Source organism: Roseobacter sp. (assembly GCF_039970775.1).
GTDB lineage: Bacteria > Pseudomonadota > Alphaproteobacteria > Rhodobacterales > Rhodobacteraceae > Roseobacter.
The window spans coordinates 51,918-70,536 of sequence record NZ_JBDVLG010000052.1; the positions used below are offsets into that span (position 1 = coordinate 51,918).

Here is an 18,619-nt window from a genome sequence, read left to right on the forward strand (position 1 = left end):
TCATTCACTGTTGTGTCAAATCTGCGTTTAACCGGCGCGGTTCATTCCCATCAACCGGGCGCGCGCGCGCGGGTCGCTGTCAAACAACGCGGCCAGCTGTTCGGTCATCGCCCCGGCCAGCTGATCTACATCGGTGATTGTTACGGCGCGGTCGTAATAGCGCGTCACATCATGGCCGATCCCGATGGCCAGCAATTCGACCGCACGGCGTTTTTCCACCATGGCGATCACATCGCGCAGGTGTTTTTCCAGATAATTGGCGGGGTTCACCGATAGGGTGCTGTCATCCACCGGCGCGCCATCAGAAATAACCATCAGGATTTTGCGCGCCTCATGCCGCATCATCATCCGGCGGTGCGCCCATTCCAGTGCCTCGCCGTCGATGTTTTCTTTCAGCAGGCCTTCTTTCATCATCAAGCCCAGATTGGGCCGGGTCCGCCGCCATGGGGCGTCCGCAGATTTATAGATGATATGGCGCAGGTCGTTCAGACGACCGGGTTGTTGTGGGCGGCCATCGTTTAGCCATGCCTCGCGGGCCTGCCCGCCTTTCCACGCGCGGGTGGTAAAGCCGAGGATCTCGACCTTGACGTTGCACCGTTCCAGCGTGCGGGCCAGAACATCGGCGCAAATGGCCGCAATCGAAATGGGCCGCCCGCGCATAGAGCCAGAGTTATCCAGCAGTAGCGTCACCACCGTATCGCGGAATTCGGTGTCTTTTTCGACCTTGAACGACAGCGGCGTCGTGGGGTTCGCCACAACACGCGCCAAACGGCCCGCATCAAGCATACCCTCTTCGAGGTCAAATTCCCAACTGCGGTTTTGTTGCGCCTGCAAGCGTCGCTGCAGCTTGTTGGCCAAACGGCTTACGGCGCCTTTCAGCGGTTCGAGCTGTTGGTCCAGATAGGCGCGCAGGCGTTCTAGCTCGGCCGGTTCGGCCAATTCTTCGGCGCCGATTTCTTCGTCGTGCTCTGCCAGATAGACAAGATAATTAGGGTCGGCATCTGATGTCGGCAGAGGGGCGGGGGGCTCCATCGGGGCGTCGCCCTCGGGCATGTCGGCCTCTTCGCCCAGCTCCTGATCGGCCATGTCGTCCATGGACACCTGCGCCTGGCTGGCGTCTTGTTGTTCTTCTTGGCTTTGCTCGGGCGTGCCTTCTGCGTCTTCTTCGTCCTGATCATCCTGGCCGGTGCTATCGGGTTCTGAATCGTCGTCAGATCCCTCTTCGGCCTCGTCTTCTTGGTCTTCGTCGATCTGGTCAGGGTCGTCGCCCAGCTGATCGCCGTACCCCATGTCAGAAATCATCTGGCGCGCGAATTTGGCAAACGCCGATTGATCGCTCAGCGTCTCGTCCAGATTTTCCAGCGTGCCGCCGCATTGCTCTTCGATGAACCCGCGCCACAATTCCATGACGTTCTGCGCGCCAGACGGCAAATCACGCCCAGTGGCCAAATGCCGGATCAAATAGCCCGCGGCCGTGGCCAATGGCGCATCCGCCGCTTGTGTGACCTGATCATAGCCTTTGCGCATGGCCTCATGCGAAATCTTGGCGTCGATGTTACCGGCGGTGCCGGGCATGTCACGCGCGCCCATTGCCTCGCAGCGCGCGGTTTCCATCGCCTCGTAGAGATCCCGCGCCATATCGCCCTGAGGCTGGTATTTGGCGTGGGTTTGGCCGTTGTGATAGCGACGGTTCAGCGCCAGCGCATCTGCGGTGCCCCGCGCCAACATGACCTCGTCGCGGGTCATGCGCCGTGACACCTGCGGCAACCGCATGGATTCGCCCGACATTCCCGCCGGGTCAACGGAATAAGACACGGTCAATTCGGGGTCGTTTGCCATCACCTTGGTGGCTTCACCAAGCGCCTTTTTAAAGGCGTCGGCGGGGTTGTCAGACGGTTTAGACATGCAAAAAGCTCCTTGCCGGACCGAAGTCGCGCGTCACCCCAGGCTTACACTCGCCGCACTTTCGGGCAGTTCTTCGTCAAACAAACGTTGATAGAACTCCGCGACAATTTGCCGTTCCAGTTCATCACATTTGTTCAGGAAACTCAGCCGGAACGCATACCCCACGTTGCGGAAAATTTCAGCGTTCTGCGCCCATGCGATCACCGTGCGCGGCGACATCACCGTAGACAAATCGCCGTTCATGAACGCGGTGCGCGTCAGATCGGCGACGGTGACCATCTGCTTGACGGTTTTGCGGCCCTTTTCGGTGTTGTAATGCGGGTTCTTGGACAGCACGATTGCGGTCTCTGCATCGATGCTCAGGTAGTTCAGTGTGGCGACCAGCGACCACCGGTCCATCTGACCTTGGTTGATCTGCTGGGTCCCGTGATAAAGACCGGTTGTGTCGCCCAGACCCACGGTGTTGGCCGTCGCAAAGATGCGGAAAAACGGGTGCGGGGTGATCACTTTGTTCTGGTCCAGCAGGGTTAGTTTGCCGTCAACTTCCAGCACGCGCTGGATCACAAACATCACATCCGCGCGGCCCGCGTCATATTCATCAAACACAATCGCAGTTGGGTTACGCAGGGCCCAAGGCAAGATACCTTCTTGGAAATCAGTCACTTGCTTGCCGTCTTTTAGTTTGATCGCATCTTTCCCGATCAGATCGATCCGGCTGATGTGGCTGTCCAGATTGACCCGCACCGCAGGCCAGTTCAACCGGCTGGCGACTTGTTCGATGTGCGTGGATTTGCCCGTGCCGTGATACCCTTGGATCATCACGCGACGATTGTGCGCAAAGCCCGCAAGGATCGCCAGCGTTGTATCGGGGTCAAATTTGTAGGTGCTGTCGACGTCCGGCACCCGGTCGCTGTTTTCAGCAAAGCCCTTGATCACCATGTCCGTATCGATGCCAAACACGTCGCGGACGTTGATTTCTTCGGTTGGCTTCGTGTTGATGTCCAATGCGCCGTCGGCCATGAGGTCTCACCCCTTTACAAAAATGCGAAATACGGCCTGCCATGGCCCGGAACATCTGGTGCAACATATCTCGGCGCTGTGCAAGGGGCACCGCCCCTCAACACGGCGAAAGTGGGTGCGCCCTTAGCCCTTAAAGTTGCGGCTGCCTTTGATTTGATCCCACGCCCAGACGACTTCTTGCAGCTGCTCTTCCTGGCTGCGATCGCCGCCGTTCATATCGGGGTGCAGGACTTTGATCAGCTTTTTATAGGCCTTGCGGACCTCTGGCTTGGTCCAAGTGTCCTTAGCTTCCAAAATCTCTATGGCGCGGCGTTCGGTGGGGGGCAAGCGACGCCCTGCCTGTGCACCACGGCCCGGGTTTTGCGTCGCATTGGCCCCCAGCACCTGATGCGGGTCCTCGATGCCCAAACGGGCCCACGCGCGGGCTTCTGGGTCACCTACCGGCTTGGTTTCGCGTTCCCAGACCTTATCTTTGGTCAGCTGCGCATTCAGTTCAGCTTCGGTGGTGCCGTCAAAGAAATTCCATTTCAGGTTGTATTCACGCACGTGCGCCTGACAGAACCAGAAAAAATCATCCAGCACATCGGGGGCCTTGGGCGCGCGATATTTACCGGGCTCGTTGCAGCCCTCGTGGTCGCATATCCGCGTTGACGTTTCAGACGCGCCCGACAAGCTGCGCCGCCCGCGCGGGTTCTTTTTCTTGGACGACGAAACAGACATGTCGAACCCAAAGGGATCAGGTTTGGTCATTTTAACACCTATACGAGTCGAGGCGGCCTAGTTTAGACTGCACGTCGAAAGAGGGAAGGGGCATCAGCAAAAAAATGTCGAAACGCCAACAGATTGAAGATCGGCTGCGCGAGAAATTTGCGCCGCACACATTAGAGGTGATCGATGACAGCGAGAGCCATCGCGGTCACGCAGGGTATTCGGATGAAGGTGAAAGCCACTTTAACGTGGCGATCCGTGCGGAGGCGTTCAAGGGTATGAACCGGCTGGCCCGGCACCGTGCAATTCACGCAGCCATCGGGCGTACGTTGATCGCAGAAATCCACGCATTGGCGCTTGATGTAGACGTTTAAGAACGCACTTCAAGCGTCTGTTTTTTCTTTATTTCGCGTGGCTGCGAGCTGCGTCAGGGAGTTGGTCATCCCAGCGACATCGCTGGGCTCTTCGACGCCGTTATCGCTCAGCATTCGGCTGGCGCCTGCGCTGTGTGATGCGTCGTCTTCGGGGGTTTGCGGGGTGGTTATCTGTGGTTCCTGACGGGGCTCAGACGGGGCGTGGTTTGCCTGCACGACAGGGGGGGTCACAAGCTTGCGAAACACCAGAACATTGCGCCATTCCGTCTTGGTAGAGCGGAACCCCGCGCGTTCTGTCGCAGGCAGTGTTTCGGCGCGCTGATACTCCCAACCATCGGCGGCCATGTCGTTCATCACGCCTTCGACGGCGTTGGAAAACCGATCTTCAGGGGTCTTGATACCCTTGGCCTTGACGCCGCGCGTGGGTGCGGGGATCACCCGGTACTGGTACTGTGGCATGCGCCGACCTCCAAATATCTAACCTTCGCACCCCGGATGGGGTCTGTTTATCTCACGTCGCGGTCAGGCGGCTGCATCAGCCCTTGAGCTTTTGCGCCACCAGCTGGTTGACCGCCTTGGGGTTGGCCTTGCCGCCTGTGGCTTTCATCACCTGGCCAACGAACCAACCGGCCAGTTTGGGGTTTTCCTGCGCCTTGGCGACTTGATCAGGGTTGGCGGCGATAATCTCATCGACGGCGGCCTCGATGGCACCGGTGTCGGTGACCTGCTTCATGCCGCGTGCCTCGACGATCTGCGCCGGGTCGCCGCCTTCGGTATAGACGATTTCAAACAGATCCTTGGCGATTTTACCCGATATCGCATCCGAGGCGATCAGATCGATCACACTGCCCAGTTGCGCGGGGCTGACGGGGCTGTCTGTGATGTCGCATTCGTCTTTTTTCAGACGCCCGAACAATTCGTTGATCACCCAGTTGGCGGCCGTCTTGCCATCGCGGCCCGCAGCCACGGCCTCAAAATAACCCGCCGAATCAAGATCAGCGGTCAACACCGAGGCGTCGTAATCTGACAGGCCGAAATCAGCCATAAACCGGGTTTTCTTGGCGTCGGGCAATTCGGGCAGGTTTGCACCGATGTCATCCACCCACGCCTGTTCGATCACCAAAGGCAGCAAATCAGGGTCGGGGAAATAGCGGTAGTCATGCGCCTCTTCCTTGGACCGCATAGAGCGCGTTTCGTTTTTGTCGGCGTCATACAGGCGGGTTTCTTGATCAATCGTGCCACCGGCCTCGATGATGCCAATCTGGCGCCGGGCTTCGACGTCGATCGCGGCTTGGATAAACCGCATCGAGTTCATGTTCTTGATCTCGCAGCGCGTGCCGAGATGGCTGAAATCTTGCGTCGCGTGGTATTTTTCGTACTGGCCGGGTCGGCAGACCGATACGTTGACATCCGCGCGCATCGCGCCCGATTGCATGTCGCCGTTGCACGTGCCCAGATACCGCAGGATCTGGCGTAGCTTGGCCAAATACGCGGCGGCCTCTTCGGGGCCTCGGATATCAGGGCGCGAGACGATCTCCATCAGGGCAACACCGGTGCGGTTGAGGTCCACAAACGACATATTCGGGTCCATGTCGTGGATCGATTTGCCCGCGTCTTGTTCCAGGTGAATGCGCTCGACGCGCACCAGACGGGCCTTGCCGTCGCCCATTTCCACCAACACTTCGCCTTCGCCGACGATGGGGTGATACAGCTGCGAGATCTGGTAACCCTGCGGCAAATCAGGATAAAAATAGTTCTTGCGGTCAAAGGCCGACGTCAGGTTGATCGCCGCCTTGAGGCCCAGACCCGTGCGCACGGCCTGTTCAACGCAATATTCGTTGATCGTGGGCAGCATGCCGGGCATCGCCGCATCGACAAAAGATACGTTGTTGTTGGGCTCGGCTCCAAATGTGGTCGAGGCGGCAGAAAACAGCTTGGCGTTCGAGGAGACCTGCGCATGCACCTCCATGCCGATCACGAGTTCCCAGTCATGCTTGGCCCCGGCAATGGTTTTGGGGGTCGGGGTGTCATAGGTCAAATCAAGCATCGCGGTCCCTCGTCAGGCGTGTCTGAGTGTGGGTGCGGTCTTAGGCCAGCGGGCGCGCTGCTGCAAGCCCCGCGATCACCTAGACTAGAGGGCGGTGGGCAGATCCGTCCAACGCATTTCCAACACGGTGTCACTGCTGGGGGGCAATTGTTTGCGCGCGACCATGCGGGCCTCTGAGGTAAAGTTCGTTTTGATGCGCACCACAATCAGGCAGCAAAAAGGCCGCACGAGATTGATGTGAACGATATTATTGGTAGCATATGGGGGCAGGGCGATGACCTGCACACCCTCTGGGGCGTCGGCGGCCAACAGCGGGTCCGTGGCGGGCAGATCCAGCGCGATGGCGGCGTGGACCCGCGCGATTTCGTCATAAATCGGCAGGTGCTGGCCGGTCAGGTCCAGATAGCCGCGCGCGCTGTGCAACAGGCGTGTGTGCAGGGCGTGCAGGCGGGCGATGGGGTCGTCTGAGGGGGCCGTGTAAAACCCCACACGTTGCTCAGAGACAGCGCTGGTGCGATGCCATTCGATCCAGTCTCCGCTGTCCCAGTGGGTGGCGTCTGCGGGGATGTTGCCCATGATCGTCCTTTCGGCGCCCGTGCGCGCAATGCTTGCTCAGACAATCACCTATAGCGGTGCTTTTTGTCTGAAACATGGCAGCAACACGGCAGCGGCGCGATGATATCCCGTGTGCCTGTTTCCTGACGCGCGGCGCATGTCAACGGCTGACGTGTATGTGGGGCCTTGCGCCCGCTATTTCAAAGAAAACACGCGGATGAGCCGTGCGAGGGAGCCGCGATACACGCCAGCCGTGTCGCGCAGGCGCAAATTTCGCCAACCGGGGCCGTGGTAGGCCAAGACAGTTGCGCAAGGTGGGCGTCTCGACGCATAGAAGACGGATGAAATTTACAGCTGTTCTTTTGACCGCCCTGATGTGCCTGCCGGTGTCGCCGATTGCCGCGGACACCGGCACCACCACGCCATTGCCCCCGATGCGGTGGAGCCATATGGACAATCACACCCAATGGAACGCGCGCGCGCTTGAGGCGCTGCGCACCCATGGCCAGCCGTTGGTCAGCATGGTGCCCCGCGATATTTCCGACTGGTGCCCTTATTACGAACAAGCCGGCCAAGCGGGCCGTGAAGCCTTTTGGGTCGGGTTCATGTCGGCCTTGTCGAAACACGAAAGCACCTACAAACCCTGGGCCGTGGGCGGCGGCGGCAAGTGGTATGGGTTGCTGCAAATCTTGCCTGCCACGGCGCGCGGGTACGGCTGTCAGGCGCGCAGTGGGGCTGCGTTAAAAGACGGCGGCGCCAATCTGAGCTGCGCAATCCGCATCATGGCGGTGACTGTGCCGCGCGACGGGGTCGTGGCGGGGCGGGATGCCAAATGGCGCGGTGTGGCCGCAGATTGGGGGCCGATGCGGGTGGCCTCAAAACGCAGTGATATCGCCGATTGGGTCAGCGCCCAGCCCTATTGCGCCGCCCCTCCGGCCCCCGAACCTGTCGTGCGCAAGAAGCCACGGTTTATCAGCGGGTCTGACAGGTAGCCTGCCCAACACCCTGTCGGAATAGCAGGTTAACGGCCCCCCGTGACATCCAGCGTCGACCCGGTCACGTAGCTCGCATCGTCGCTCAGCAACCAGACCGTGGCCCGGGCGACCTCTTCGGCAGTTCCTTTGCGTTTCATAGGCACCATATGGGCCAACCGGTCGGCGCGGCCGGGTTCGCCGCCTTTGGCATGAATTTCGGTCTCAATCAGCCCCGGCCGCACCGCCATCACGCGGATGTTTTGCGCGGCGACCTCATCAGACAAGCCTTTGGTAAAACAGTCAATCGCGGCCTTGGACGCCGCATAATCAAGGTACTGATTGCCAGACCCCAGCCGCGCCGCCGCCGAAGACATATTTACGATTACACCACCTGTGCCCTGCGCCTGCATGCGGATCACGGCTTCTTTGGCGACCAACATCGCGCCAATCACGTTGATGTCGAACATCCGGCGCAAGCGGGCGTGGTCGATATCGGTCAGGCGGGCGGTTTGATCGACCACCCCGGCATTGTTGATCACCGCATTCAATCGGCCAAATTCGGCATCGATTTTGGCGTAGATGTCGGCAATTGCCGCAGGGTCAGACACGTCGCCCTGGCACAATACCACCTTGGATCCGGCGGCGCGGCAATCTGCGGCGATGGCCTCTGCCTCTGTGGCGCTAGATCGGTAATTTAGCGCGATATCATAGCCTTGGGTTGCGGCGATCCGGGCGCAGGCGGCGCCAATGCCGAGCGACCCACCGGTGATCAAAAGAACAGGTTTCATGGTTTAGGATCCTCGGATGCGGGTGAGCATTTCGGTGGTGTCGCGCGACAAATCAGGCAGCGCAAGAATACGGTCCAGCTGTGCCGCGACGCGCGTTTGACGGTCGGTGTCATAGCGCGTCCAGGTCTGGAACACGGCACACATGCGCGCGGTGGTTTGCGGGTTGACCGGGTCAAGCTTGATCAACCAGTCGGCCAGCAGGCGGTAACCTGCACCGCTGGCGTGATGAAACCCTGCGTGATGCGTCGCCAAAGCGCCCATGACCGCCCGGAAACGGTTGGGGTTTTTCCAATTGAAATCATCGTGCTGGGTAAGGTTTTCGGCGATTTTCACCACCGTTTCCGGGGTGGCTTGCATGACTTGCAACCCAAACCATTTGTCCATCACCAGACGGTCATGCGCCCATTGGTTTTCAAAGGCGTGCAGTGCCGCGTCGCCCGCGTTTTGGCGCAACAAAACGGCCAATGCAGCCAGTTGTTGGGTCATGTTATCGGCGCTGTTATATTGCGCCTGCGCCCGGTCGGGGCCTTCGCGGCGCGCCAACAATGACAGGGTGGCATTGGCAAGGCTGCGTTGGCCTGCTTGATCGGCGTCGGGCGCGTAGGACCCTTGGACCTGATGGGCGGTGTAAAGGCCCGGCAGCAGGTCTGCGAAATGGTCCGCCTGTGCGTCGCGCATGGTTTCGGACGCGGTCCAGATCGCATCGGGGTCGGGCGTTACGCCGTCATCGTGCAACGCACGGGCCAGATCGGATTGTGACGGCAGCCCCAACATCAGCGCGCGGTAGGCAGGGTCGAGCGTCTCATCCGCCAAGACAGCACGCAACCCATCGAGGTATTTGGCGTCAGGCGCGGCGCCCTCGCGGATCATGCTGCGCAAACTGGCGCGGGCCAGATCGCGCCCGGCTTCCCAGCGGTTGAACGGATCGGTGTCGTGGGCCAGCAAGAACGCGGTGTGGTCTTCAGCCAGATCGTGCTTTAGCACAACCGGCGCCGAAAACCCGCGCAACACCGACGGGATAGGCCGTTCAGGCAACCCTTCAAAGGTGAAGGACTGGGTGCGGTCGGTTAGCTCTAAAACTTGGCTTGGCAGCAGTTCGTCACCGCTGGGCGACAGCAGGCCCGTGACAATCGGGATCACCTGCGGTTGCGGCGTTGGGGTGGTTGCCGAAGGGGGCAGATCTTGCGTGAAGGTCAAGGTGTAAACCCCTGACGTCCAGCTATCGGTGACAGTGACGGTGGGCGTGCCTGCTTGGCTGTACCAGCGCTTGAATTGGCTTAGGTCGCGGCCGGTGGCGTCTTCGAACACCTGCAACCAGTCTTCGATGGTACAGGCCTGCCCGTCGTGGCGGTCAAAATACAAGGTCAGGGCGGCGTCATAGGCTTGCTTGCCCACCAACCGGCGCAACATGCCGATCACCTCGGCGCCTTTGTCGTAAACCGTCGCGGTGTAAAAGTTGTTGATCTCTTGAAAGCTTTCGGGCCGCACCGGGTGGGACAGGGGGCCTTGGTCTTCGGGGAATTGCCGCCCGCGCAGGTCGATCACGTCCGAAATACGTTTGACAGGCGTAGACCGCATGTCGGATGTGAACTGGCTGTCTCGGTAGACGGTCAACCCTTCCTTGAGGCACAGCTGGAACCAATCGCGGCAGGTGATACGGTTGCCTGTCCAGTTGTGGAAATACTCGTGGGCGATGATCGCTTCGATGCGTTCAAAGTTGCTGTCGGTGGAGGTCTCGGGAGAGGCCAAAACCGCGGAAGAGTTGAAAATGTTCAAGCCCTTGTTTTCCATCGCCCCCATATTGAAGTCATCCACGGCCACAATGTTGAATATGTCCAAGTCATATTCGCGGCCATAGACCTGTTCGTCCCACGTCATACTGTCTTTGAGCGCCTGCATCCCAAAGGCGCATTTGCCTTCGTCGCCGGGCCGGACATAGAGGTTCAGCGCGACCTTGCGCCCGGATTGAGTGGTAAATTCCCCCGGATGCGCGACCAGATCACCGGCCACAAGCGCGAACAAATAGGCGGGTTTGGGCCAGGGGTCGTGCCATTCTGCGTGGCCGTCCGTTGCCGTGACCGGGTTGCCGTTGCTTAGCAACACCGGGTGGGGGCCGTTTACCGTTACGTTAAACGTGCTCATTACGTCGGGGCGGTCCGGGTAATAGGTGATCTTGCGAAACCCTTCGGCCTCGCATTGGGTGCAATACATGCCGCCCGACATATACAGACCCTCCAGCGCGGTGTTGCCTTGCGGGTCGATCTCGACCTCGGTCTCCCAGATAAAGGGCGTGTCTGGCACCGGGCAGGTCAGGCCTTCGGGGGTCACGTCGGGGGTGACGGCCACACCGTCAATATGCGCGGAAATCAGCGTTAGGTTTTCACCGTGCAAAAACATCTCGGGCGCGGCACCGGGTTTGGGGGCAAAGGCAATGCGGCTTGTGACCCGCGTGGCCGTTGGATGCAGGTCAAAGGTCAATGCGACCGAGGTCACATCAAAACCGAAGGGGGTGTAATCTTTGAGATAAATTGTCTGGGGGGCCGCGTCGCGCATCAGGTCACCTGCATCTTTCTTGAAACCGGAGAGAATGAGGCGACGTTAGTTAAGCGCGCTCGGGGTCGCAACCCGGCATTCGCAGGCTATGTCGGTGTAGAGGAACCGGCCCGCGCCCCGCGCAGAGATATCTGCCGCACAAATCCGCGAGGGATGCAGGGGTCAACAGACACGAGGTAAGCCACATGCGGCGCAAGAAAGATCTGCCACAAAAGACCTGTGCTGTGTGTGGCTTGCCCTTCACGTGGCGCAAGAAGTGGGAAAAGGTCTGGACCGAGGTGCGGTATTGTTCGGATCGGTGCCGGCGCAATCGCAACCGCGGCGACACGCAGAAACTGGTCAAATAATCCGACCAGTTTTGTTGCCTATCGGAAACATTCGCCCTACACCTTCCCCCAAATATCGGAAAAATCTGTAAGGAGCGCCCCGAATGGCTGGATATCAGCAGAAAAATGAGTTGCAGGTGGCACAAGCGCTTGCCGAATTTATCGACACGCGCGCGCTGCCCGGCACGGGGATCACACCCGATACGTTCTGGCAGGGGTTCAGCGACCTTGTGGGCCAGACGGCGCAGAAAAACCGCGACCTGCTGACGCAGCGCGAAGACATTCAGGCCAAGATCGATGCATGGCATGTGGGTCGCAAAGGCCAGCCCCATGACCACGACGCCTATTGCGACTTTCTCCGTGAGATCGGGTATTTGGTCAAAGAGGGCGATGCGTTCGAGATCGACACCGCCAACGTGGATGACGAGATCGCGCATGTGCCGGGCCCGCAGCTGGTGGTGCCGATCACCAACGCGCGCTATGCGCTGAATGCGGCGAACGCCCGTTGGGGCAGCCTGTATGATGGGTTTTATGGCACCGATGCGATGGGCAGCGTGCCGCCTGCGGGTGGGTATGACCATGGGCGCGGGGCGCGTGTTGTTGCCCGCGCACGGGTATTCCTGGACGAAGCCTTTCCCGTCACCCGAACCAGTCACGCGGATGCGCAGCGGTATTACGTGCACAAGGGCGCGTTGCTGATTGACGATCAGTTCTTGGTCGAGCCCGAGAAATTCGTGGGCTACACCGGCGACGCCAAGGCGCCCGACACGGTGGTGCTGTGCAACAACGGGTTGCATGTGGTGCTGGTGTTTGACCGCACCCATGCCATCGGCAGCCGCGATCAGGCGGGTTTGGCAGATGTTCTGATGGAAAGCGCGGTATCCGCGATTATGGATTGCGAAGATTCGGTGGCCTGCGTGGATGCCGAAGACAAAATAGGCGCTTATTCCAACTGGCTGGGCCTGATGAAGGGCGATCTGGAAGAGCGGTTTGAAAAGGGCGGCGCGCAGATCACCCGCGCGTTGAACCCCGACCGCATTCTGACGGGCCCTGATGGCACCAAGGTCACGCTGAAGGGACGCGCGCTGATGTTGGTGCGCAACGTGGGCCATCTGATGACCAACCCGGCCATTCTGGACAAGGACGGCAATGAGGTGTTCGAGGGCGTGATGGACGCCATGATCACCACCGTGATCGCCATGCATGACCTAGCGCGCGAGGGTGGCAATTCGTTGACCGGGTCGGTGTATGTGGTCAAACCCAAGATGCACGGCCCCGAAGAGGTCGCATTTGCAGACAGTATATTCACCCGCGTCGAAGAGATTTTGGGCCTGCCGCAGTACACCGTGAAACTGGGGATCATGGATGAGGAACGGCGCACGTCGGTGAACCTAAAGGAATGTATCCGCGCTGCGAAATCGCGTGTGGCGTTCATCAACACCGGGTTTCTGGATCGCACCGGCGACGAGATCCATACGTCGATGGAGGCGGGCCCCTTTAGCCGCAAAGATTTCATCAAGCGTAAAAGCTGGATCGGTGCGTATGAAAACCAAAACGTGGATATCGGGTTAGAATGTGGCCTGTCGGGGCGTGCGCAGATCGGCAAAGGCATGTGGGCCATGCCTGATCTGATGTCGGCGATGTTGGAGCAAAAGCTGGAGCACCCCAAATCGGGGGCCAATTGCGCCTGGGTGCCCAGCCCGACGGCCGCGACATTGCATGCGCTGCATTACCACAAGGTCGATGTGTTTGCGGTGCAAAAATCGCTGCGGGCCGGGGGGCGGCGCGCCTATGTGGATACGGTGTTGAACATCCCGCTGGCGACCTATCAAAAATGGACCGATGCGCAGAAAATCCGTGAAGTTGAAAACAACGCGCAGGGTATTTTGGGCTACGTGGTGCGGTGGGTTGATCAGGGCGTAGGGTGCTCTAAGGTGCCGGACATGCAGGGTGTCGGCCTGATGGAAGACCGCGCGACCTGCCGGATTTCTGCGCAACATATTGCCAACTGGCTGCACCACGACGTGGTCGATGCCCAGCAGGTCATGGCCGCGATGCGCAAGATGGCCGAGGTTGTCGATGGTCAAAACACCGGCGATCCGCTGTACCAGCCGATGGCACCGGGGTTTGACGGGATCGCCTTTCAGGCGGCTTGTGATTTGGTGTTCAAGGGCCGTGTGCAACCGGCAGGCTATACCGAACCGGTGTTGCACGCGCGCCGTCTGGAGCTGAAAGCTGCGACGTAACGCATGAATTGGGGGCCTACACCCCCGCCCGCAGCACAGATCTGCGATAGGACATAAGGAAACAACATGACGATTAACCTAAGAAAAGCCCGCACGATCATCCGCAAGACCTTTGAAAAGGGCCGCGAGATGGGTCTGAAACCACTGTCTGTGATTGTGTTGGACGCAGGCGGCCACCCCCAAGCGTTTGAGCGCGATGATGGCGCGGCACCGGGCCGGTACGAGATCGCGTTTGGCAAGGCATATGGGACGGTGATGTTGGGCATGCCCGGTTCGGCGCAAATGGCGCGCGCCGAAAGCCAGCCCTATTTCATGGGCTGTGTGAACGGCGCCTACGGCGGCAATGTGATCCCTGTTCCCGGCGGGATTTTGCTAAAGGACAAAAAGGGCGTCGTGATTGGTGCGGTCGGCGTGACAGGCGATACATCTGACAATGACGTCGTGGCGGGCTTGGCAGGTATTGAGGCAGCGGGTCTTATTGCTGAAAGCTAAGGCACTTTGCATTTTTGCACATATCTTTGCGCGGTGAGAGCCTATTAACCTTGTCCGTGCAAAGATAGGGTTTGCAGAGATAATCGAAAGGACTTTGTCATGACGCGGCCTGTTGTTGGCGTATTTTGCAACCATTATATGCTGAATGACGAATACCCCGTGCACGCGGGGGGCACCATGAATTCCGACGCGGTATCGGTTGTGTCGGGGTGCATCCCGATGATGGTGCCGACGGACCCCGACTATATCACCGTGGATGAACTGCTCGAGACATGCGACGGGTTCTTGTTCACCGGTGGGCGGCCAAACGTGCATCCCGAGGAATACGGCGAAGCCGCCACAGAGGCGCATGGCGATTTCGACCGGGCGCGGGATGCTTTGGCGTTGCCGCTGATCCGCGCCTGCGTGGAACGGGGTCAGCCGTTTTTGGGCGTTTGCCGCGGGTTTCAAGAGGTGAACGTGGCCATGGGCGGGTCGTTGCATCCCGAAATTCGGGATCTACCGGGCCGTATGAACCACCGTATGCCCCCTGATGGCACGTTGGAGGAAAAGTTTGAGCTGCGTCACACGGTGTCCTTCACCGAAGGGGGTGTGTTCCATGAATTGATGGGCGCCCGCGAGGTGATGACAAACACGCTGCACGGTCAGGGGATCAAAACGGCGGGGTCGCGCGTGGTGATCGATGGTGTCGCGTCCGACGGCACACCGGAGGCGTTGTTTATCAAGGACGCGCCGGGGTTCACGTTGTCGGTTCAGTGGCACCCGGAATATGAAGCAGACCGTGATCCTGTGTCGCGGCCGTTGTTTGCGGCCTTTGGTGAGGCCGTGCGGGCGTGGTCTGACGGGCGCAAGATGAACCCGGCGCAGGTGGCTTAAAGCGCGGGCAGGGTGCTGTGGTATATGTCTGGCGCGCAGCGCTGGGCGTGCCCGGCATAGAACGATGCATCGTTAAAACCGGGGGAGCAGAAAAGTCTGTTCGCTTGGCCGCAGCCCGCGAATGGCCCCACCAAAGGCCGCACTCCAACAGTTGTCGGCCCTGCGGCGGGAACATCGCCAGCGAAACCGTGTGACAGGCCACGGCGATAGGGCATTCCCTAGGCGTCTTTCCCGATCAAAAGTGTCTCGACGCTCTCAATTTCGGGCATAGATCGTCCCGCGATACCCTGCAGATCGCCGTGCATCCCAACCGTTGATGCAATCACCAGGTCGATCTGTTTGGCCCGTAGCGCCCATTGCCTTTCGATAAAGACCCGTTCTTTGCGCAAATTGTCCTGCATGTCCTCAAACCGCTCTACAATGGCGTCGACACGTTGTTTGAACTGCGTGCCCGTCAGGTAATCATAGATCATTTCCATCTTGGTTTCCTGCCCCATCGCGCGGCCTTTGGCACCGGCGACATCAATCAACCCCTGCCGCAACGACGACGCCAGCGGCACCGCATAGCGCGGCGCACACACCCAGATGCCGTCAACCATACCAAAGCTTTCGACCCCATCCGGCAGCGCCTGAGAGGTGATGACCGCGATCTCGCAGCCTGACGTCCTTTGGTCATCACGCAGTTTGGCCAACCAGCCCGCTGTCCAGTTTTTCGTGCGCTTGCTTTCCCACAAAATACTGCCTGCGACCCCGTTTGGCCCCGTCACGTTTTGGCGCACATCCGCGCCGCTAACGCCTTTGGCCACTGGCACAAACGCATCAATCGGAAAGGCCGCAGCCAAGGTTTCTTCCAGAACAATTTCAGCCGCCTCGCCTTGGGTCTGCATCGAGCCTTGTTCTGATTTTTGCTTTAACGCCTCGATCTGGCGCTTCATGCCTTCCATGACCTGCGCCTGTTCGGCCATCTTTAGTGCCGCCTTTTCATCCGCCTCTCGGGCCAGTTTTTCGGCCAAGGCCGGACGTTCCTGAGCGAGCATTTTCTGTAACGTCAGCTCCATCTCGGCCTCTTTGTCTTTTAACTCTTGCTCGCGTTTCAATGCAGCGGCTTGGGCGGCCTGCGCCTCGCGCAACTTTTCATCTTGGGCCTTTACTCGGTCGTGCAACGCGGCCTGTTCGGCGGCTGTTTCTGCCTGTGCGGCTGTTTTGGCCTGCGCGTGTGCCGCCGCCAATGCGTCTGCGGCCTTGGCATCGCGGGCGGCCAATTCGGCGTTAAACGACGCCTGAAGGTCGGCCACCATCGGGCCCGCCAATTGCTCGGTCAGCTCAATTTCGTTGGAACATTTGGGGCACTGGATTTTCAGCTCGGACATGCGGCTACCTTGGCAATTTTCAGAAGATCCACCCTATCATGGAACATGGCGCGTCTCCAGCCTGCACGCGCCGTGCGATGTTGTCTCGCCCGGATGCACGGGGTAGTTTGCGCCTAACAACAAAGGGGTGCGGTATGCGCAGCATAAACGAACATTCCCGTCGGCCCGACCTAACAGGCGGCCCCTTGCGGCGGGTGTCTGGCGGCATATCCACAGATTTCGGTGGTATGGCCCGATGAAATGGGTCGATATGCCGCCGGTTTGGTTGATTGGATGCGCTGCATTGGCTTGGGCGCAGGGGCGGCATCTGCCCTTTGGGCTGAGCCTTGCGCACCCTGTGACCCTGTTGTTGGCGGGGATATGCGTGGGCGGCGGCCTTATGTTGGCGCTTTTGGCGGTGATCGAATTCAAAAAACACAAAACGACGATTATCCCGCATGAAACGCCCGCCACATTGATTCAGTCGGGGGTGTTTGCACGCACACGCAACCCGATTTATCTGGCGGATGTGTTCATCTTGGCGGGGCTGTGTTTGTATTGGGATGCGGTGTTGGCATTGACGTTGGTGCCCATCTTGGTCTGGATCCTTGAGCGGCGATTTATCGACCCGGAAGAAGCCCGAATGCGGCGGGAATTTCGCGCCGATTTCGCCCGTTATGCCAAAAAAACACGCAGATGGGTTTGAGAAATGCCCGCCAAGAGGCGTTGCATGTTCTCGCGCGACTTGTACCTTAGGAGATCAAGCGGTAGTGGACAGGCCACGTCTGCGTACCAATTTGCGTACTCACGCATCAAAGGGGGGAGTTTCAGTTGAAGATCGGAACACCAAAAGAAGTTTTTGAAGGCGAAGCACGGGTGGCAATGACACCTGATAGTGCCGCGCAGCTTCAAAAGTTGGGTCATGAATGCATCATAGAAGCGGGGGCTGGCGCCAAGGCCGGCTTTGCGGATGCTGATTATCAAGCCGCGGGCGTCGAAATCGCCAAAACGGCAGCAGCCTTGTGGAAGGCCGCAGATGTGGTCGCCAAGGTTCGGGTGCCGGATGACGCCGAAATGAAACGCCTGCGGGCGGGTCAGACGCTGGTGTCGTTCTTTAGCCCCGTTGCGGATGAAACCAAAATGAAGGCCGCCGCCAAAAAAGGCGCCACGGTCGTCGCGATGGAAATGATCCCCCGGATCAGCCGCGCGCAAAAGATGGATGCCTTGTCGTCCATGGCCAATATCGCCGGTTACCGTGCGGTGATCGAGGCGGGCAACAACTTTGGCCGGTTCTTTACGGGCCAGATCACGGCGGCGGGCAAAGTGCCCCCGGCGAAGGTTTTGGTTGTGGGCGCTGGTGTTGCCGGGCTGGCGGCTATTGGCACGTCGACGTCGCTGGGTGCGATCACCTATGCCTTTGACGTGCGTCCCGAAGTGGCCGAACAGGTCGAATCTATGGGCGCCGAATTTGTCTATCTGGATTTCGAAGAAGAACAACAAGACGGGTCGTCTGCGGGCGGCTATGCGTCGGTGTCTTCGCCTGAATTCCGCGAGGCACAGTTGGCCAAGTTCCGCGAACTGGCACCTGATATCGACATTGTGATCACCACTGCGTTGATCCCCAACCGCGACGCGCCAGAGCTGTGGACCGAAGACATGGTCGCCGCGATGAAGCCCGGTTCGGTGATCATCGATTTGGCGGCTGAAAAGGGCGGCAACTGCAAGCTGACCGTCATGGACGAAAAGATCGTGACCGAAAACGGTGTGACGATTGTCGGGTATACCGATTTCCCCAGCCGGATGGGCACGCAGGCCTCTAGCCTTTATGCCACCAACATTCGCCATTTGTTGACAGATCTGACGCCCGAAAAAGACGGTGTGATTGATCACAACATGGAAGACGATGTGATCCGTGGGGCGACGATTGCCCACGCCAAAGAGGTCACCTTTCCGCCGCCGCCACCCAAGGTGGCCGCCATCGCGGTAGCCCCCAAGAAGGAGGCCCCAAAAGAGCTAACCGCAGACGAAAAACGCGCGCTCGAAACGGAAGCCTTCAAGGCGCAGACCCGCAATCAGGTCGGTTTGTTGGCCATCGGTGGCGCGCTGTTGTTGGCGGTTGGGCTTGTGGCACCTGCCAGCTTTATGCAGCACTTTATCGTGTTCATTCTGGCCGTGTTTATCGGGTTCCAGGTGATCTGGGGTGTGGCGCATTCGCTGCACACGCCGTTGATGGCGGTCACAAACGCGATTTCATCGATCATCATTCTGGGTGCGGTTATCCAGATCGGGTCGAGTTCATTTTTGATCACGCTTTTGGCGGCCCTTGCGGTCTTCATGGCATCGATCAACATTTTTGGCGGCTTCCTTGTGACACGGCGCATGCTCGCCATGTTCCAGAAATCTTAA

At 59.3% G+C, this 18,619-nt stretch carries 17 protein-coding genes; 8 read left to right on the forward strand and 9 right to left on the reverse strand.

Annotation, left to right across the window (positions count from 1 at the left end; translation table 11 throughout):
* Nucleotides 1-27 precede the first annotated feature (27 nt).
* The 3 genes from cobT to ABJH13_RS14100 form a co-directional block, all read right to left on the reverse strand.
* Entirely contained in the window at nucleotides 28-1,905 is a 1,878-nt protein-coding gene (gene cobT / locus ABJH13_RS14090) for a cobaltochelatase subunit CobT (protein WP_348406854.1), read from the reverse strand.
* A gap of 33 nt (nucleotides 1,906-1,938) precedes the next feature.
* Complete coding sequence (cobS, locus tag ABJH13_RS14095; protein WP_348406855.1) at nucleotides 1,939-2,925, reverse strand: cobaltochelatase subunit CobS; 987 nt, start codon at nucleotides 2,923-2,925, stop codon at nucleotides 1,939-1,941.
* A 123-nt stretch (nucleotides 2,926-3,048) separates the two neighbouring features.
* A complete protein-coding gene (locus ABJH13_RS14100) occupies nucleotides 3,049-3,675 on the reverse strand; it encodes a J domain-containing protein (RefSeq protein WP_348406856.1) in 627 nt (208 codons plus the stop codon).
* A 74-nt stretch (nucleotides 3,676-3,749) separates the two neighbouring features.
* Here ABJH13_RS14100 and ABJH13_RS14105 point away from each other — a divergent pair, with 74 nt between their 5' ends.
* The gene (locus ABJH13_RS14105; protein ID WP_348406857.1) at nucleotides 3,750-4,007 is read left to right on the forward strand and encodes a BolA family protein; all 258 of its coding nucleotides are present in this window, start codon (nucleotides 3,750-3,752) and stop codon (nucleotides 4,005-4,007) included.
* 9 nt (nucleotides 4,008-4,016) lie between these two features.
* Here the strand turns inward: ABJH13_RS14105 and ABJH13_RS14110 are convergent, their stop codons facing one another.
* The 3 genes from ABJH13_RS14110 to ABJH13_RS14120 form a co-directional block, all read right to left on the reverse strand.
* Nucleotides 4,017-4,466 (reverse strand): DUF4177 domain-containing protein, encoded by a 450-nt coding sequence (locus ABJH13_RS14110; RefSeq protein WP_348406858.1) that lies wholly within the window; start codon nucleotides 4,464-4,466, stop codon nucleotides 4,017-4,019.
* Between the two features lie 76 nt (nucleotides 4,467-4,542).
* Nucleotides 4,543-6,054, reverse strand: a complete 1,512-nt coding sequence (gatB, locus tag ABJH13_RS14115) for an Asp-tRNA(Asn)/Glu-tRNA(Gln) amidotransferase subunit GatB (RefSeq protein WP_348406859.1) — start codon at nucleotides 6,052-6,054, stop codon at nucleotides 4,543-4,545.
* A gap of 84 nt (nucleotides 6,055-6,138) precedes the next feature.
* A complete protein-coding gene (locus ABJH13_RS14120) occupies nucleotides 6,139-6,630 on the reverse strand; it encodes a hypothetical protein (RefSeq protein ID WP_348406860.1) in 492 nt (163 codons plus the stop codon).
* 320 nt (nucleotides 6,631-6,950) lie between these two features.
* On the opposite strand from ABJH13_RS14120, the gene ABJH13_RS14125 reads away from it, so the two are divergent.
* Nucleotides 6,951-7,601 carry a transglycosylase SLT domain-containing protein gene (locus ABJH13_RS14125; protein WP_348406861.1) on the forward strand — a complete coding sequence of 217 codons (651 nt, stop codon included), beginning with the start codon at nucleotides 6,951-6,953 and terminating at the stop codon, nucleotides 7,599-7,601.
* A 29-nt stretch (nucleotides 7,602-7,630) separates the two neighbouring features.
* Here the strand turns inward: ABJH13_RS14125 and ABJH13_RS14130 are convergent, their stop codons facing one another.
* Together ABJH13_RS14130 and pepN are read right to left on the reverse strand one after the other, a co-directional pair.
* Nucleotides 7,631-8,371 carry an SDR family oxidoreductase gene (locus tag ABJH13_RS14130; protein WP_348406862.1) on the reverse strand — a complete coding sequence of 247 codons (741 nt, stop codon included), beginning with the start codon at nucleotides 8,369-8,371 and terminating at the stop codon, nucleotides 7,631-7,633.
* 3 nt (nucleotides 8,372-8,374) lie between these two features.
* Entirely contained in the window at nucleotides 8,375-10,924 is a 2,550-nt protein-coding gene (gene pepN / locus ABJH13_RS14135; RefSeq protein ID WP_348406863.1) for an aminopeptidase N, read from the reverse strand.
* A gap of 185 nt (nucleotides 10,925-11,109) precedes the next feature.
* Here pepN and ABJH13_RS14140 point away from each other — a divergent pair, with 185 nt between their 5' ends.
* The 4 genes from ABJH13_RS14140 to ABJH13_RS14155 all read left to right on the forward strand — a co-directional run bounded on the left by ABJH13_RS14140 (nucleotide 11,110) and on the right by ABJH13_RS14155 (nucleotide 14,864).
* Nucleotides 11,110-11,271, forward strand: a complete 162-nt coding sequence (locus ABJH13_RS14140) for a DUF2256 domain-containing protein (protein ID WP_348406864.1) — start codon at nucleotides 11,110-11,112, stop codon at nucleotides 11,269-11,271.
* Nucleotides 11,272-11,354: 83 nt separating this feature from the next.
* On the forward strand, nucleotides 11,355-13,496 hold the full coding sequence (locus ABJH13_RS14145) for a malate synthase G (RefSeq protein WP_348406865.1): 2,142 nt from the start codon (nucleotides 11,355-11,357) through the stop codon (nucleotides 13,494-13,496).
* Between the two features lie 66 nt (nucleotides 13,497-13,562).
* Nucleotides 13,563-13,988: a heme-binding protein gene (locus tag ABJH13_RS14150; protein WP_348406866.1), complete on the forward strand. Its 426-nt coding sequence runs from the start codon at nucleotides 13,563-13,565 to the stop codon at nucleotides 13,986-13,988.
* Nucleotides 13,989-14,087: 99 nt separating this feature from the next.
* Complete coding sequence (locus ABJH13_RS14155) at nucleotides 14,088-14,864, forward strand: gamma-glutamyl-gamma-aminobutyrate hydrolase family protein (RefSeq protein WP_348406867.1); 777 nt, start codon at nucleotides 14,088-14,090, stop codon at nucleotides 14,862-14,864.
* Nucleotides 14,865-15,082: 218 nt separating this feature from the next.
* On the opposite strand, the gene ABJH13_RS14160 is transcribed toward ABJH13_RS14155, so the two are convergent.
* Nucleotides 15,083-16,234: a DUF2130 domain-containing protein gene (locus ABJH13_RS14160; protein WP_348406868.1), complete on the reverse strand. Its 1,152-nt coding sequence runs from the start codon at nucleotides 16,232-16,234 to the stop codon at nucleotides 15,083-15,085.
* Between the two features lie 235 nt (nucleotides 16,235-16,469).
* Here ABJH13_RS14160 and ABJH13_RS14165 point away from each other — a divergent pair, with 235 nt between their 5' ends.
* Nucleotides 16,470-16,919, forward strand: coding sequence for an isoprenylcysteine carboxylmethyltransferase family protein (locus ABJH13_RS14165; RefSeq protein ID WP_348406869.1), 450 nt, complete (start codon nucleotides 16,470-16,472; stop codon nucleotides 16,917-16,919).
* Nucleotides 16,920-17,044: 125 nt separating this feature from the next.
* Entirely contained in the window at nucleotides 17,045-18,619 is a 1,575-nt protein-coding gene (locus ABJH13_RS14170; RefSeq protein ID WP_348406870.1) for a Re/Si-specific NAD(P)(+) transhydrogenase subunit alpha, read from the forward strand.